Source organism: Schaalia suimastitidis DSM 15538, assembly GCF_000429105.1.
In the GTDB taxonomy this organism is placed as follows: Bacteria; Actinomycetota; Actinomycetes; order Actinomycetales; family Actinomycetaceae; genus Pauljensenia; species Pauljensenia suimastitidis.
In genome coordinates, this window is sequence record NZ_AUBF01000010.1 from 1 (window position 1) to 15,656 (window position 15,656).

The window sequence follows — 15,656 nt, forward strand, 5'->3', positions numbered from 1 at the left end:
GGTTTGGGTGTGCGGTAGGGCAGGCGGATGTAGAGGTAGTTCCTGCGTTCACGGTAGGCATCTCCGGCGATTGTGATGATGTGGCGGAGCATGTCGTCAATATGTGTGGCGCGCGCGAAGACTTGTGGGGGTTCCCAGCGTTCGTAGGAGTCGAGTTCGAAGAGGCCATCCCGTTCATGCAACGTGTACGTTATTCCAGTACCGAATATTAGGCGCAGTCTGTTGCCGCGGGCTGAAAAGAAACTATCGGGGTGATCGAAAAGAAGGCTCCCCACCGTATGACTCAGCGAAAGACTCACCATAGTTGAATAATACCGGCTTCTTTAAGGGCAGCCATCGTCTTTATTTCACCATCGGGACTGCGGAATTGTATTTGTGTTGCCCCACCGGGATATCCCATGCCGGGTGAGGCAGTGGACACTTCGACCGTCCATCCGTCGGGCAGGGAAGAGATTGTCATTTGGTTGTACGCTTTGCCTAAGCTGTCAGCTGGGATAGCGCGTTCTTGGAAGCTATATGGTCGCCCGTCCACTACAGGAGAAAACCACCTGCCCTTTGAATCGCCGACACGGTCAATGGTGTCGCCAAATTCGCGGACGAATTCGTCGAGTGTGAGTGTGCGTTCAGTGCCAGGAAGCGCCGACGGTTCCGGCCAGTGGTAATGCAGAGTCTTGTCCTCATGCCTGTAGGAATACTCATCCAACCATTCCTGGGTGTCGTTGAGGGCATTACCTTCGCGGTCCACGCCGTATTTTGGCGTGCCGTCAAGGATATCTGCACCTTTTGCGCCAGGCCTGAGCAACGACGGGTCTTTAAGTAGGTGGTGGGGATCAGAACTGGTTTGTGGGGTGGTTTCCGCAGTGTGCGAGTCGTCAGTACGGGCGTGATCAGCCTCGTTGCGAGTGTGGGTGGGTGCTTCGAGTGTGTCATCAAGGTGGTCGGCCTGTAGTGCCTCAGCGCCTTGGTCGAGGCGGGTGATACTTGGTGCAGTGACCGCACCGCCAGGCAGGTGCTTTTCGTTCGCCAAGATCCCCGCGCTACCGCTATCGATGGCGTCAGCGTTGCTGCGCTCAACTCTGGTATTGTCATGCGAAGCGTCATGTCGGGGGTTGACCGGAGAGTCGTTGACCGTAGCATCTTTGCGAGTCGTAACCTCGACCGCATTGTCAGCGGGTGATGCGGGAGTGAGTGTATCTCTTCGGGCTGTCGACCCGGCCGGATCACTGTGGGCGACGTCCAATGATTTTGGTGCGGTAGGTGCCCTGTTACCAGGGGTATCCAGGATACTTGAGGCTCGTGCGTTTTCGCCAAGACGGTCCCTGCCCAGGGTTTTGATTGAATCCGCACCGTCGTCAAGTTTGTCGACATTGCGAAAATGAGTGGCATCGCCGAATTTGCGTGCCGCCCCCAATGCGTCATCGACCCTCCCCACCCCTGAGGTGAGACGCCCCGCCGTTGAGACGCCACGCGTGGCCGCGGCACCCGCACCACCTGTCGCCAACGCCAACACCATATCAGGCACCAAATGGCCAAGTGCACGGGCAGGGTCATCAACCCATGTATCCCAGTCAAGGACTGCTTTAGCGATCTCAATACCACTGCCCATAGGATCGCCAGCAACCGCGTCGAGGAAGTCGAGAGCGTCTTGCGCACGAATACCGTATTTGGCACACAACTCGTCAACAGTCAGCTGCCCATTCGACAGCTTCATCACGTCCAATAAACCACCGTATTGCAGTTGAAATAGCAGATCATGCATATCAGCAACCGTTTCGAACGCGCCGACAAGCACCCCACCCACAAATGCCAGACCCGTTTGCGCCCAATTACGTGACGCTGGTGCCCCTTCACCACATGCGTACAATTCGGTGGCGCATGCGTGGGCTTGAGTATCAACCTTTACGATCAGTGCAGAAAAATCCGCTATAGCCTGGTCACGAAGCGCCTTGCCTGGATCCACAAACGGTTCCGACAGCACCGACACTTTCAACGAAGGTGTCAACACATCAACGCTCTCGCCCCAAGCTAACTCCTTCCTACCTAGTCCCATACGTTGCTCATAAGCATGGAGCGCCTTGAGTGTTTCCATTTCCCCACGGGCATAGAGGTTGGCGCATTCACGCCCATCCTGCTGTGCCTGAGCAAGAGCAGCTGCATACCCCTCCAATGCGGACGCAGCCCGAGTAAACATATCCGATGCCTGATACCACCGCTCAGGCTCCACTCGGAAACGATCCTGGAAACGCCGCGCTGCGCGTCCCGACCACCCATCAGTCGAAATTCGCTGCAAGGACCGTGCAATATCAGCCCACTGACCTGCGCGTACACGCATCACATGAGCGCGAGCATTAATACCTTCAGCGTTACCCTCGATAGAAAAAACGGGTGCGCCCTGAAATCTCACGCCCATTAATACGAACTCACCACCCGTTGAGTTGACAACCCTGCTGCCCTGTCACGCACGGCCTCAAATGTTTGGCGGGCAAAGGCATCAAACTCAACGTAATGAGCTGCGACCTTGCCTAAACGTCCTGATACCTCACTTAAATCATCAGTCATATCGTTGAGCCCGCGTTCCCACCGATCCTGGAAAACATCCAACGCGTCCCACACAATGTCATTAGCAACATCTGCGCGTTTCGGAACATAATCGTCCACATCAAAATCCCGCTTCTGCTGGACAGCATCAGCTGTCGCCGTTGCTGCAGTCACCAATACCTGCACGTCAATCTCAAAATCATGCGACACCCACACACACCACCCTTGGATCAGTCCAATAGCGCCACATTACGCACCTCAACGTCATAGGCAGCCTCGGACACCATGCCCACCGCATTAGCTGCATCATCCAAAAACCCAGCCAATTCCTCGATACGCTCATCAACACGCACCTGCGCACCCAATTGCGACTGTCTCGACGCCGACTCCTCGTCCCACTGATACACCTCGAAGGCAACCTGTGAACGCAATGCCTCACCATCAGCACGCACACCCTTCGCCTGCTCGACTAACAGTTCTCGCAACGCTTCGGCTTCCTGGTGTCGGAACACAATACGGCTAGCTGCCAACAGGACCACCCAACCGTTCCGTGAGGCGAGCCAAGGAGGTAGCATTTCGCTGTTCAGCAGCTGCCATATCTTGGTCCAGCATCTGCAATGCACCCCCATAAGCGCCCAAATCATGACACACCACGGCTACTGACTCAGTCCACAACGTCAGTGCCTCCCGCAAGGCTTGGCTTCCACTGGTGGACACACCTGGAAGTAATGTATCCGCTTCGTCCACCAGGGTTTCCATGCCATCAAGTAATTCAGACTGACAATTAAATACCACGTGGGCTGCACGCGTTTGTGCCCCAACGTTCAATGCGACCAAGCTGCCCACAGCAACTCCCGTAGTCAACGAATCAGATCAACCCACCGCAATATAACAAAATAGCAACACCTACCCCGCCGCTTGCCGTCAGACGGACTTCACGTCAATTGGGGACGTGTATTCACCGCGAAACCTACCATTCGCCACTGCGCGGACCTCATACACTCTGAACCAAAACGCCATGTCAGTCCCCATGAACTCACGTCTGTCATACGCGCTGTCGCGTCCCACAGCCATTAGGCGGCACACAACCACTAGCCGCAGGCTACTTTAATTGGACGACCTTGCCTAATGGTCCTCCAAGGCACCTGTGAGCGGATTATGTGGCCACGCCAGGGTATGGGGCGCCGACAAGGTGACGTAGTTTGGACATTCAGAGTCGTGCGGAGCAGCGGAGCCTTGCGCGGGCGTGATGGGAGGAGGGTTGGCTGCCCACGCACAGGCGTACAATATAGCTTGAAGCTGCAGATTGAGCCACAAAATTACTGTGAGTATTGCTGTGGCCGTCGCCATTAGTGGATTTTTCGTCAGCTGTACGATAGTTGTCCCCGCAACTCGTAAGGCGACTGAAGACACCGCAATGATGCCCACCGCCTGCCACAGGTCGCGCCCAAGTGGCCGCACCGCAGCAACCACGCGAATTAGCACAAAGCCAACAAAGCCATACATCAGCAGCGACACCAGATATGACACTCCGGTTGTCACGCGAACCAATGTGGGATCTTGAGCGCCAAAGGCACCGACAAGCCACGTTGAAGCCGTATCGGTTGCCACACCTAGGGCTGAGGCAAGGAGCAACACCAAGGGGAGCAGCACTACCCCAATGAGGCCCCGACCTTTAGCTCCTCCAAGGCCGGTAGGGGTGGTTGTCAATCCAAACATCAAGCGGATCGCTCTGCCAAGGGCCGCAATCATCGACGTTGCGCTCCACAGAGCAATGGCAAGTGCGATGCCGGTCGTGAGCCACGTGCCTTCAGTGCGAATAAAAGCCGAAAAATCAAGAACACCCTCAGGGTAGTTCTCGGTTTTCACTAGCCCTGGCAGTGTCGCATCGAATGTGGTGGAAAGCTCCGCCAAAAGCGCCGGGCGAGATCCAACAACGGCAACGGTGGCTGTGATGGCGGCAGTAAGTAGCGCCACTAAAGACATGAGTGCACTCAGCGCCATCCCAGCCGCAAGCTGCGACCCATTCCAGGTGGCGTAGCGCGTGGACATGCGTGCAATACGCGACGCCTTGAGGCGCTGCCCCCAAGGAGCAATACTGCGTGTCAGAGCATGCACAAGCGACGAGGCGGTGCGACCAAAGCGGTGATGTGATGACGGCTGTTGGCTGCGCCTGCCCATACCTTCGGTCCCCCCTTCGCGTTGCCTCTCTTCATACTAGCGATCCGAGCCAGCATCGTAAGTAGTGGCGTCATCAGAGTTTAAGATGCGGTGCGCCCGCAGCGTGTCATCGGGCCGTGCCGCCAGGATAGATTCTGCTCGGAGGTAACGCGGCGTGAAGGTGCCTGACGCACAGTGAAGCTACGATGCTTCCAAATCAAATAAGGCCATTGACGAGTAGATGCCGTTTTCGCTGACACGATCAAGACGAAAACCAGGAACCATCCACGACGCTTCAACAGTGTCACCGTAGACGAGAGCGCGACTGAGCTCTTCGTGTGTGACCCCTTGCGCCAGCGTCACATGCGGGTGGTAGGGGAAACGTGTGGGATGATCCAGTGGCCCAGAGCGGATGTCGTCCGCGAGCATGGAACACTCAGCGGCACCTTCATCTACGTTGACGAAAGCAACTGGAGACGTGGGCAAAAAGGAACCAGATCCGCGTAATGTCACGTGAAAGGCACGATGTTTTTTCGCTACCGACCTTAGGTGCCGAATGATGTCGGCACGTTTGTCGCGTTCGACCGCAATGGGGGGCATTAGAGTGATGTGCGCAGGCACGGAAGCACCTAATTCGTCACCAAAACTTAACCGTGCCGCACTAAGCTGGCTTACCCACGGTTCAGGGATGGCGATCACCACGCCGAGCCATTCTTGGCCCTCGCGAAGAGGCGGAAGAAACATGCAGCACCTGATGTTGAGTAGTAGCTGAGTGCAGTGTGGCGACGATGCGTCAAACTGCGGTGACACGCTAGTGTATTCGCTCTGAGCCCATGTAATCTATGTGACGAAACGAAAAGGCCAGGATTGTGTGAAGACGCACCCTGGTCCCCAATGGAGGTTGCACGCGAAAGGTTGATGACATTGTCCGAGGTTATTTGGAATCCTGCAGTTGATCCCACCGAAGGTAGCGCCAATGCTCGCGCATTATTTGCCGACGTTTTCGGCAATGAACCCGACGGTGTGTGGTCAGCTCCGGGGCGGGTCAATGTCATCGGCGAACACGTGGACTACAACGGTGGCCCTTGCCTACCTATCGCGCTGCCTCACCGTGCCTACCTCGCAGTGAAGAGACGCGCGGATCGCACCGTGCGCCTCGTCTCTGCCCAAACACGTGATGCCGTCGACGTTATGGACCTTGACGCTATTGGCCCTCAAGGTAGCGCTGGAGAAGTGAAAGGATGGGCCGCCTACCTGGCAGGCGTCGCATGGGCACTGGAACAGGAAGGCTATGGGCCTCTGCCGGGTTTTGACGCTGCCCTGTGGTCTTGCGTGCCCCAAGGTGGGGGGTTGTCATCTTCTGCTGCCTTAGAGTGCGCAATGGCAGTTGCCCTTGACGAGCTTGCGGACCTGGGACTTGCTGGGACGAACCATGCCCCTAATGATCGCGGCCGACAAATCCTTGTCAATGTGTGTCGCCGTGCGGAAAACGAAGTTGCGGGCGCAAATACGGGCGGTTTGGATCAAACAGCATCTCTGCGGTGCCGTGCCGGCCATGCGTTGGCTTTGGATTGTCGAGACATGTCTACTGAGTACATTCCATTTGACCTGGCGGCACACGATTTGGCGTTGCTCGTCATTGACACCCGTGCTTCACATTCCTTAGCTGATGGGCAATACGGTCAACGGCGTGCTGATAGTGAAGCGGCGGCAGTAGCGCTGGGGGTCCCGTTGCTGGTGGACGTCACCGATTTTGACGAGGCGATGGCCACGCTTGCTGGTACGCAGGAAGATCAGCCCCGCCTGCGTATGCGTGCCCGTCACGTCATCAGTGAAATTGCGCGAACCCGCGCATTTATTGACCTATTGAAGGGTGGTGAACTGTCAGGCGCGCGCCTGCGTGCGGCGGGTGCGCTGATGAATGACTCCCACGATTCGCTGCGTGACGACTATGAAGTGTCCAGTATTGAACTTGATGTGGCGGTAGATGTGGCCAGAGCCTGTGGTGCTTATGGTGCGCGAATGACAGGTGGCGGATTTGGCGGTTCCGCCATTGCCCTTGTGGATGTTTCGGCAGTTGACGATATTGCGCAGGCGATTACCTCTGCCTATGCGGCGCGCCGATGGACATTGCCGCACATGGTTGTGGCAACGGCTGGTGCACCTGCGGGGCGTAATCCCTGAGATTGCGCTGCTACACCCGCCGGTGTGCAGACACTGCGTGCCCGTCAGCCCACGGATACTGTGCCTCGTCAGCCCACCGACACTGCGCCCCCGATGGCTCGCATAGCGGTGCGACTATTTCGACTCGAGCCCGGGCAGGCACCCACATGGACGACAGTTCGCGTAGCAGTACGGCTATGGAGTAGCTAACGTTATTCAAGCCCGGTATCCACCGGGTGCGACAATAGACGCCATGACATCTTCACAGCCATGGCTGATCGTTGGACTGGGTAATCCCGGTGCGCAATACGCCGACACCCGTCATAACGTTGGACATATGACCATTAACGCCCTCGCTGCACGCTTAGGTGTCGCATTGACAAAACACCGCACACGCACCCACGTTGCACAGGGGCGCCTTGGCGTCCTTCCGGGTGGCATTCCAGGGCCGCAGGTCACGCTGGCAATTACCGACAGTTACATGAATGTCAGCGGCGGCCCAGTGTCCCTCCTCATGAAATACCTGGGCACTGACGCAGAGCACCTTTTGGTGATACATGACGAACTGGACCTGCTAGCGGGACAGTTACGGCTAAAAAAAGGTGGCGGCGAAGGCGGACATAACGGGTTGAAATCCATTAGCCAATCCTTGGGCACAAAAGACTACGCCAGGCTCCGCATTGGCATTGGACGACCGCCAGGCCGCCAAGATCCAGCAGACTACGTGTTGGCGCGCATTAGCGCTAAGGACCGCCCTGATATAGACGTCACCATCGAACAGGCCGCTGACGTCGTCGAAGATATTGTCCACTCGGGATGGAGCGCGGCCCAACAGCGCTTGCACAGCCAACCATAAAAGGCGCGTCAACGTCTCAACGTCGCTCCACCTCGTCAACTACGAAAGGCCCCCTGTGAAATTCAGTGCCATTGCCCCTCACCTGGCCAAGGATGCTGCCTTTGAACAGGCAGTGGACAGCGTACGCCAGGGCATCAGTGGCACCGTCGTCGCACCTAAAGGTGTGCGCGCTGCCCTGGCTGCGGCGATGGTGCACAACACGGAGGCACCGCTGCTGTATCTCACCGCCACAGGACGCGAAGCTGAAACCGTTACTTCTGCCTTGAGTAACTGGATGGATCCGGCACGTGTGGCACTTTTTCCCGCCTGGGAAACACTGCCACACGAACGCCTCTCGCCTCAAGCAGATACTATGGCGCGCCGCATCGCTGTTCTGCGGCGACTAGCGCATCCACGCGCAGACGACACCCAAGGGGGCCCCATTGATGTCCTTGTCGTCCCCATCCGCGCATTCCTTCAACCCATCATTGCTGGCCTAGGCGACCTTGAACCGGTTCGCGTCCGCGTCGGTGATCGCATTGACCTCACTGAATTGACTGAGCGCCTCAGCGCTTTGGGGTATCAACGCACTGACATGGTGGAAAACCGCGGCCAATTCAGCGTGCGTGGCGGTATCCTCGACCTCTTTCCCCCACATGAGGCTCACCCCTTGCGCGTCGAACTGTGGGGTGACGAAGTTGATGAGATCCGGGTTTTTTCGGTGGCAGATCAACGCACCATTGCCGAGGCGCCCAGTGGCCTCTGGGCGATTGCCTGCCGTGAGTTGCTCCTGACCCCTGACGTGCGCCAGCGCGCACAACAGGCTGGTGCGACACTGCCGGGTGCCAGCGAAATCTTGGAACTCGCATCGGAGGGCATTGCTGCGCCAGGTATCGAAAGCCTCGCTCCGCTCCTGGTGGATGGCATGGAACGCCTCATTGACCTTGTTGCGCCGCGTGCCACTATTTTCGTCTCTGACCCAGAACGTGTGAGCGCCCGAGCCAAGGACCTGGTGGCAACCACTGAGGAATTTCTGTCTGCGGCATGGTCGGTGGCGGCAGGTGGGGGAGCGGTCCCCCTGGAGGCGGGCAGTGCCTCGTTCCTTGATTACGGGCATATTCAGGCGCAGGCTCGGGAAGAAAAACGGCCCTGGTGGGAGGTGACGTCGTTGCCGCCAGCGGAACTTGCCGAGGCAATGGCAACGTGTCACCCTGCTGGTGCTGGTGCTGGTGCTGGTGCTGGTGCTGGTGCTGGTGCTGGTGCTGGTGCTGGTGCTGGTGCTGGTGCTGGTGCTGGTGCTGGTGCTGGTGCTGGTGCTGAGGTGCCATCGACCGTGGTCTCGCCACACCTGATGATCATCGGTGCACGGGATGTGCGACCATACCGAGGTAATTTTGAGGCCGCCACAGCCGACCTTACTGAATTGGCTCGCGCCCAGTGGCGCCTCGTTCTTGCCACAGATGGGCCAGGCCCCGCTAAACGCCTCGCCAGCATCCTTTCCAGCGCCGAGGTGGGGGCGCGCGTCGTCGACAAGGTTCCCCACGCCGATGGATTCGTACCTGGGACAGTCTTTGTCCTAGCTGCCCCCACAGGGCAAGGGTTCGTTGCTCCTTCCCAGCGGCTCGCTGTCTTAACCGAAGCTGACCTGACAGGGCGCAGCGGCACCGGCACGAAAGACATGCGTCGTATGCCGTCGCGGCGCCGCAAAGGTGTGGACCCACTCACCTTGAAAGCAGGCGACCTAGTGGTACACGAACACCATGGTATTGGTCGTTTTATCGAATTGGCGTCGCGCACCGTGGGGCGCGGAGAAGGAGCCGTGACCCGCGATTACCTTGTCATTGAGTATGCGCCGTCAAAACGAGGACAGCCTGGTGACCGTCTGTTCATGCCCACCGATTCTCTTGACCAAATATCTAAATACACCGGTTCTGACCAGCCGACACTGACAAAAATGGGTGGCGCGGAATGGGCGAAAACGAAAGCCAAAGCCCGCAAAGCTGTCAACGACGTCGCTAAAGAACTCATCCGCCTCTACGCTGCTCGTCAAGCGACAAAAGGATTCGCCTTCTCACCTGACACCCCCTGGCAGCGAGAATTGGAAGACGCCTTCCCGTACGTGGAAACACCCGATCAGTTGGTCACCATCGATGAAGTGAAAGCGGATATGGAAAAATCCGTGCCGATGGACCGACTCCTTACCGGTGACGTGGGATACGGAAAAACTGAGGTTGCGGTACGCGCCGCATTTAAAGCCGTACAGGATGGAAAGCAGGTCGCGATCCTCGTGCCGACGACACTGCTGGTTCAACAGCATTTGGAAACATTCCAAGAACGCTATGCAGGTTTTCCTGTGACGGTGGCCGCCCTATCGCGTTTTTCTACGCCAAAGGAATCAGAAGCTGTCAAAGCGGGTTTAGCGTCAGGTGGTGTCGATGTCGTCATTGGCACGCACACCCTGTTGACAGGCACTGTGGCATTTAAAGATCTTGGACTTGTCATCATTGATGAAGAGCAGCGTTTCGGAGTGGAACATAAAGAAACGTTGAAAGCGCTGCGTACTGATGTTGATGTCTTGTCGATGTCGGCCACGCCGATTCCACGCACATTGGAAATGGCTGTCTCAGGGATACGCGAAATGTCGATCCTGCAAACTCCGCCGGAGGAACGCCAACCGGTACTGACCTTCGTAGGTGCCCATACAGATGCACAGGTGATTGCGGCGGTGCGTCGTGAATTGCTGCGAGATGGACAGGTTTTCTATGTGCATAATCGGGTGGAGTCCATTTCCCGCGTTGCAGCACGTTTGGCTGATTTGATTCCCGAGGCGCGGATACGTGTTGCCCACGGAAAACTCAGCGAACACCAGTTGGAAGAGGTGATCGTTGACTTTTGGAATCATGAATTTGATGTTCTTGTGTGCACGACCATTGTTGAAACAGGTTTGGATATTTCCAACGCCAATACATTGATCGTTGACCGAGCAGATACCTTCGGTTTGTCTCAGCTTCACCAGCTACGTGGCCGTGTGGGGCGTGGCCGCGAACGCGCCTATGCGTATTTCTTTTATCCACCTGATCGCACACTGACTGAAACAGCGCATGAGCGGTTGAAAACTATTGCTGCTCATTCGGATCTGGGGGCGGGTCTTGCTGTTGCGCAAAAGGACCTGGAGATCCGAGGCGCCGGTAACCTGCTGGGAGGCGCGCAGTCGGGCCATATAGAAGGGGTTGGTTTTGACTTGTATGTGCGCATGGTGGCCGACGCTGTGGCGGCATATAAGGGGCAGGCACCTGCGCCTCGAGCCGATGTGCGTTTCGATCTTGCTGTGGATGCGCACGTTCCTGAATCTTATGTGGCGGGAGAACGACTCCGTTTAGAGGTGTATGCGCGCATCGCTGCAATCACCTCACCCGAACAAGAAGCGGATGTGCGTGCCGAACTTATTGACCGGTACGGGCCTATTCCGCGGGAAGTGGAGTTACTTTTTGCGGTGGCACGCCTTCGGGAAGTGGTACGTCGCGCTGGTATTGAAGAGATTGTCACCCAAGGCAAATATGTGAGGGTCAACCCGGTGTCCTTGGCGGATTCTCAGGTGATGCGTCTGAAACGCCTGCATCCGGGGGCGGTAATAAAGGCTGCGGTGCGTCAAGTACTGGTGCCAGCACCAACCACGTCACGTGTCGGCGGGGTGCCGGTAACTGACGAAGCCTTGCTGGAGTGGGTGGAAACGCTAGTGACGAAGATCCTGGTGCCCTTCTAGAAACCGTGTGCCTTTCCTTTCCTTATGTACGCCCACGCTGTTAGGTGCCTGTCGGCAGCATGCACATGCGGATGAGTGTCTCGTGTGGCTGGTGCGGCAGTCGACCTGGTTTATTCGGTACAATAGGCCCGGTTTCGCTGTGGAGACGCAGCACAGATTTGAGGAGTAGCAATGAAATTCTCGGCTGGGAAGAAGATGCTGGCAGTGATCGGCTCTGTTGCGGCGGTGGCTGCGCTCGGCGCTTGTTCCGCTCAGCCGGGGACTGCGGTGTCCATCGGTGACGTCGCATATAGCGAAGCGGAACTTGACCAAGGTGTCGCCCAGATTTCCGTGTTGCTTGGTCGTGAGATTAGCCGCACTGAACTGGTGTATGGCCTGCCGCAATTTGCCCACATTAACACCATCGGTGATGAGCGTGGCCTTGGCATCGATGAAGCGAATGTGTCGACAGAATTGGGAGCGTTACTCGCTGCAGGCCGCATCACAGCAATCCCAGAAAATCCGGGACGTATCGTTGAGGATTTCGTCAACGCTTCTGCTGTTGCCCGCGACCTTGGTGCCGACATTGAGCCACTCCTTGCCGAGGCGCAGGCGACTATGCCGGTGTCTGTTAACCCGCGTTATGGACAGTTCGACGAACTCTCAGGTCAATTCCAGCGTGTTCCGCTTGGCGACGTGCTGCCTATTCAGTTCCTTGGAGCGCTGACGCAGACTGCGCAATAGTTCTTGTGAGTTAGCGTGTAGGCTTGTGAGTCGGCGCGCAGGCGGGAAATCGTTCGTACCGCATTCAGAGGCGGCTGCCTGCAACGAACTAGGTGCTGGCTTCGTTGGAACCGGGTGCGCTGGCGTTGCTGCGAGGCGGTAGGCGGGCTTGCTGTGAGGTTGCCGCGCTGTGTGTGGCGTGCGCAGGTAGCTACTTGACGCACCTGCCCCAAGCAATAGGCACACTTATGTGATGGAGGTCGCTTAAATGTTCCATCCTCCTGACCTGCCGACGGGACCAATGTCGCCCCACTGATCGTGCGCCTCGGCCCGCGAGGTGGAAAGCATTTTGAAAATGTGTCCACGAAGATGACCGATGGGCCAGCACAAACTAAACTGGCTTGTGCATACAGTCACGCACTTAATCGATTGGAGAATGACGTGGCAAGGATTGAGGCAATTGGAGCTCGCGAGATCCTGGACTCGCGCGGAAACCCGACCGTCGAGGTTGAGGTCCTGCTCGAGGACGGCACCGTTTCGCGTGCTGCCGTTCCCTCCGGCGCATCCACCGGCGCCTTCGAAGCGGTTGAACGCCGCGACGGCGACAAGGGTCGCTACCTGGGCAAGGGTGTGCAGGCTGCAGTTGAAGCCGTCACCGAAGTTATCGCCCCTGAACTTATCGACGAAGACGCCTCCGACCAGCGACTGATCGATGAGGCAATGATCGACCTTGACGGCACTGACAACAAGGGACGTCTTGGCGCAAATGCTATCCTCGGCGTGTCTCTTGCCGTTGCGAAGGCGGCTGCGGACTCCGCTGACCTGCCGCTGTACCGCTACCTCGGTGGCCCCAATGCACACGTGTTGCCTGTCCCCATGATGAATATCCTCAACGGTGGTTCTCACGCAGATACCAACGTTGATATTCAAGAATTCATGATCGCCCCTATCGGCGCAGACTCCTTCTCTGAAGCACTGCGTTGGGGTGCGGAGGTGTACCACACCCTCAAGGCAGTGATCAAGGGCCGTGGACTGTCCACCGGCCTTGGCGACGAGGGAGGCTTCGCGCCGAACCTTGATTCCAATGCTGCTGCGCTGGACCTCATCATCGAAGCCATCGAAAAGGCTGGCTTCAAACCTGGCGACGATGTCGCTTTGGCACTTGACGTGGCATCAACCGAGTTCTTCAAGGATGGTCTGTACCAATTCGAAGGACAGGGTCGTTCCACTGACTACATGGTTGACTACTACGAGAAGCTCATCACCGACTACCCGATGGTTTCCATTGAAGATCCATTGTCTGAAGACGAATGGGAAGCCTGGACCGCTCTGACTGCCAAGATTGGTGGCCGCGTCCAGCTCGTCGGTGACGACCTCTTCGTGACCAACCCGGAACGTCTGCGCAAGGGTATTGCTACCGGCGCTGCGAACGCCCTGCTGGTCAAGGTGAACCAGATCGGCTCCCTCACCGAAACTTTGGACGCTGTCGAAGAAGCACACCGCAACGGCTACCGTTCCATGACGTCGCACCGCTCCGGTGAAACCGAAGACACCACCATTGCCGACCTGGCAGTTGCCACCAACTCCGGCCAGATCAAGACTGGTGCTCCGGCTCGTTCCGAGCGCGTTGCCAAGTACAACCAGCTGCTCCGTATCGAAGAAGAGCTCGCAGGCGCCGCCGTTTACGCTGGCCGCACTGCGTTCCCTCGCTTCGCGCGCTGAAGATGACAGCACTGAGATAGCTCACGCTAGCTGATTTCAACAAAATCCCCGGGGTCACAAACGGTGGCTCCGGGGATTTTGTATTGGCAGGTGGAATCGCAAACGAATCGCCACCAAACGACGAGTACACCCGCTAACCTGAGCCCTTCAGCAGCTTAGGACGAACTGGGGGTATCCTCCCGAGTTCACACGTCAAAAGTTTTTCATACTGTAAAATAAAGGGCGCAATCGGGCGACGTGGCCTTGACGGGCAGCGTAGTCACGAGCACCTGAAACTACACGAATGGTGAGCGTCCCGCTGGGTCGTTGCCAACATGAGGAGTTATACGTGTCCGACACAAACGTTATAGAACTCACCGGTATTGAAATTGTTGGTGAGGAGCAGCGCACAGCGAAACCACATCAGCTTTTCTTGCCGTGGTTTGCCTCAAATATTTCCGTCTTCGGTATGTCCTACGGTGCCTGGATTTTCGGCTTTGGTATCTCCTTCTGGCAAGCCACCCTGGTTGCCGTCGTCGGCGTGACGTTGTCCTTTATTATTTGCGGCATTATTGCACTTGGTGGCAAACGTGGTTCCGTTCCTACGATGGTAATGTCCCGCAGTGCTTTTGGTATTCAAGGGGCCAAAATCCCTGGAATTGTCTCGTGGCTGACCTCCATCGGATGGGAAACCGTCCTGGCAATCACCGCCGTACTGGCCACCGCGACGATCTTCGAACGTCTGGGTTGGGTCGGACAGGACCACACAACAGTCAATATTGTTGCCTCGGTCGTGGTTGCTGCCCTGATCGTTCTTGGTGCTGTTTTGGGTTACCACATCATTATGAAACTGCAGTCAATTCTGACCTGGCTCACTGGTATCACCACTATTATTTATGTCTTCCTAGTCGTACCCCATATTGATTGGGCTGCGGTGATGAGTATTCCGTCTGGTTCCGTTGCGGGCATGATAGGCGCGTTGACAATGGTGATGACTGGCACGGGCCTAGGGTGGGTAAATATTGCCGCCGACTGGTCTCGCTACCAATCCCGTGACGCAAAAGATTCCGGCATCATTTTCTGGAATACCCTTGGTGGCTCACTTGGCCCGGCTGTGCTCATCACCTTCGGTCTTATGCTCGCAGGCTCCTCTCAAGAGCTTTCTGACAATGTGGGACTTGACCCCATCGGTGCACTGTCGACGCTGTTGCCGACGTGGTTCCTCATTCCGTTCTTGCTGACTGCAATTTTGTCGCTGCTCTCAGGTGCCATCAACGGTATTTACTCTTCCGGCCTGACCTTGCTGACGTTGGGCATTAATATTCCGCGTCCTATGGCTTCATTGATCGACGGTATGATCTTGACGGCCGGTACCGTTTACGTGGTCTTCTACTCGCCCACCTTTATTGGCCCCTTCCAGTCCTTCTTGGTCACGCTTGGGGTACCGTTGGCTGCTTGGGCTGGCATCATGATGGCTGACATTATTTTGCGTAAGAAGCCCTATGACGAGAGGGCGCTTTTTGAGGCCTCGGGCCGCTACGGCGCCTACAACTGGGTGTCCCTTGGCCTAATGGTTGTCGCCTGCATCATCGGCTGGGGCCTCGTAGTCAACGGTTTTGAAGATGCCGCATTCAACAACTGGCAAGGCTACCTTCTGGGTCTTATCGGCGGGAAAGATGGCGTGTGGGCAGGCGCAAATATTGGCGTAATCTTTGCCCTTGTTCTGGGCTTTGTTGGCTACTGGCTGACATCAGCTGGCCGTATCCGTGCCCAGGAATCCTCTCAACGCTAGGG

The 15,656-nt window shown here is 56.9% G+C and carries 13 protein-coding genes; 6 read left to right on the forward strand and 7 right to left on the reverse strand.

Going from position 1 to position 15,656, the window contains the following annotated elements; translation table 11 throughout:
- The 7 genes from G438_RS12340 to G438_RS0104975 form a co-directional block, all read right to left on the reverse strand.
- Positions 1-302, reverse strand: a 302-nt coding sequence (locus G438_RS12340) for a hypothetical protein (RefSeq protein ID WP_131245782.1), incomplete at its 3' end; no start/stop codon positions are given.
- Entirely contained in the window at positions 296-2,404 is a 2,109-nt protein-coding gene (locus G438_RS0104950; RefSeq protein ID WP_205618411.1) for a putative T7SS-secreted protein, read from the reverse strand. The genes G438_RS12340 and G438_RS0104950, both read right to left, overlap by 7 nt.
- A gap of 5 nt (positions 2,405-2,409) precedes the next feature.
- Positions 2,410-2,748, reverse strand: a complete 339-nt coding sequence (locus G438_RS0104955) for a hypothetical protein (RefSeq protein ID WP_034285304.1) — start codon at positions 2,746-2,748, stop codon at positions 2,410-2,412.
- A gap of 20 nt (positions 2,749-2,768) precedes the next feature.
- On the reverse strand, positions 2,769-3,068 hold the full coding sequence (locus G438_RS0104960; RefSeq protein WP_131245784.1) for a hypothetical protein: 300 nt from the start codon (positions 3,066-3,068) through the stop codon (positions 2,769-2,771).
- Positions 3,058-3,384, reverse strand: coding sequence for a hypothetical protein (locus G438_RS0104965; RefSeq protein WP_026460391.1), 327 nt, complete (start codon positions 3,382-3,384; stop codon positions 3,058-3,060). Before G438_RS0104965 ends, G438_RS0104960 begins: the two co-directional genes overlap by 11 nt.
- A gap of 279 nt (positions 3,385-3,663) precedes the next feature.
- Positions 3,664-4,719 carry a YhjD/YihY/BrkB family envelope integrity protein gene (locus tag G438_RS0104970; RefSeq protein ID WP_026460392.1) on the reverse strand — a complete coding sequence of 352 codons (1,056 nt, stop codon included), beginning with the start codon at positions 4,717-4,719 and terminating at the stop codon, positions 3,664-3,666.
- A 180-nt stretch (positions 4,720-4,899) separates the two neighbouring features.
- Complete coding sequence (locus tag G438_RS0104975) at positions 4,900-5,442, reverse strand: 2'-5' RNA ligase family protein (protein WP_026460393.1); 543 nt, start codon at positions 5,440-5,442, stop codon at positions 4,900-4,902.
- A gap of 150 nt (positions 5,443-5,592) precedes the next feature.
- On the opposite strand from G438_RS0104975, the gene galK reads away from it, so the two are divergent.
- The 6 genes from galK to G438_RS0105005 all read left to right on the forward strand — a co-directional run bounded on the left by galK (position 5,593) and on the right by G438_RS0105005 (position 15,654).
- Positions 5,593-6,882, forward strand: a complete 1,290-nt coding sequence (gene galK, locus G438_RS0104980; RefSeq protein ID WP_420804715.1) for a galactokinase — start codon at positions 5,593-5,595, stop codon at positions 6,880-6,882.
- A gap of 232 nt (positions 6,883-7,114) precedes the next feature.
- On the forward strand, positions 7,115-7,717 hold the full coding sequence (gene pth, locus G438_RS0104985) for an aminoacyl-tRNA hydrolase (protein ID WP_026460395.1): 603 nt from the start codon (positions 7,115-7,117) through the stop codon (positions 7,715-7,717).
- 55 nt (positions 7,718-7,772) lie between these two features.
- Positions 7,773-11,459: a transcription-repair coupling factor gene (mfd, locus tag G438_RS0104990; RefSeq protein ID WP_026460396.1), complete on the forward strand. Its 3,687-nt coding sequence runs from the start codon at positions 7,773-7,775 to the stop codon at positions 11,457-11,459.
- Between the two features lie 171 nt (positions 11,460-11,630).
- Positions 11,631-12,182 (forward strand): hypothetical protein, encoded by a 552-nt coding sequence (locus tag G438_RS0104995; protein WP_026460397.1) that lies wholly within the window; start codon positions 11,631-11,633, stop codon positions 12,180-12,182.
- Between the two features lie 420 nt (positions 12,183-12,602).
- Positions 12,603-13,883, forward strand: a complete 1,281-nt coding sequence (gene eno, locus G438_RS0105000) for a phosphopyruvate hydratase (RefSeq protein ID WP_026460398.1) — start codon at positions 12,603-12,605, stop codon at positions 13,881-13,883.
- 283 nt (positions 13,884-14,166) lie between these two features.
- A complete protein-coding gene (locus G438_RS0105005; protein WP_051259318.1) occupies positions 14,167-15,654 on the forward strand; it encodes a cytosine permease in 1,488 nt (495 codons plus the stop codon).
- Positions 15,655-15,656: the final 2 nt, after the last annotated feature.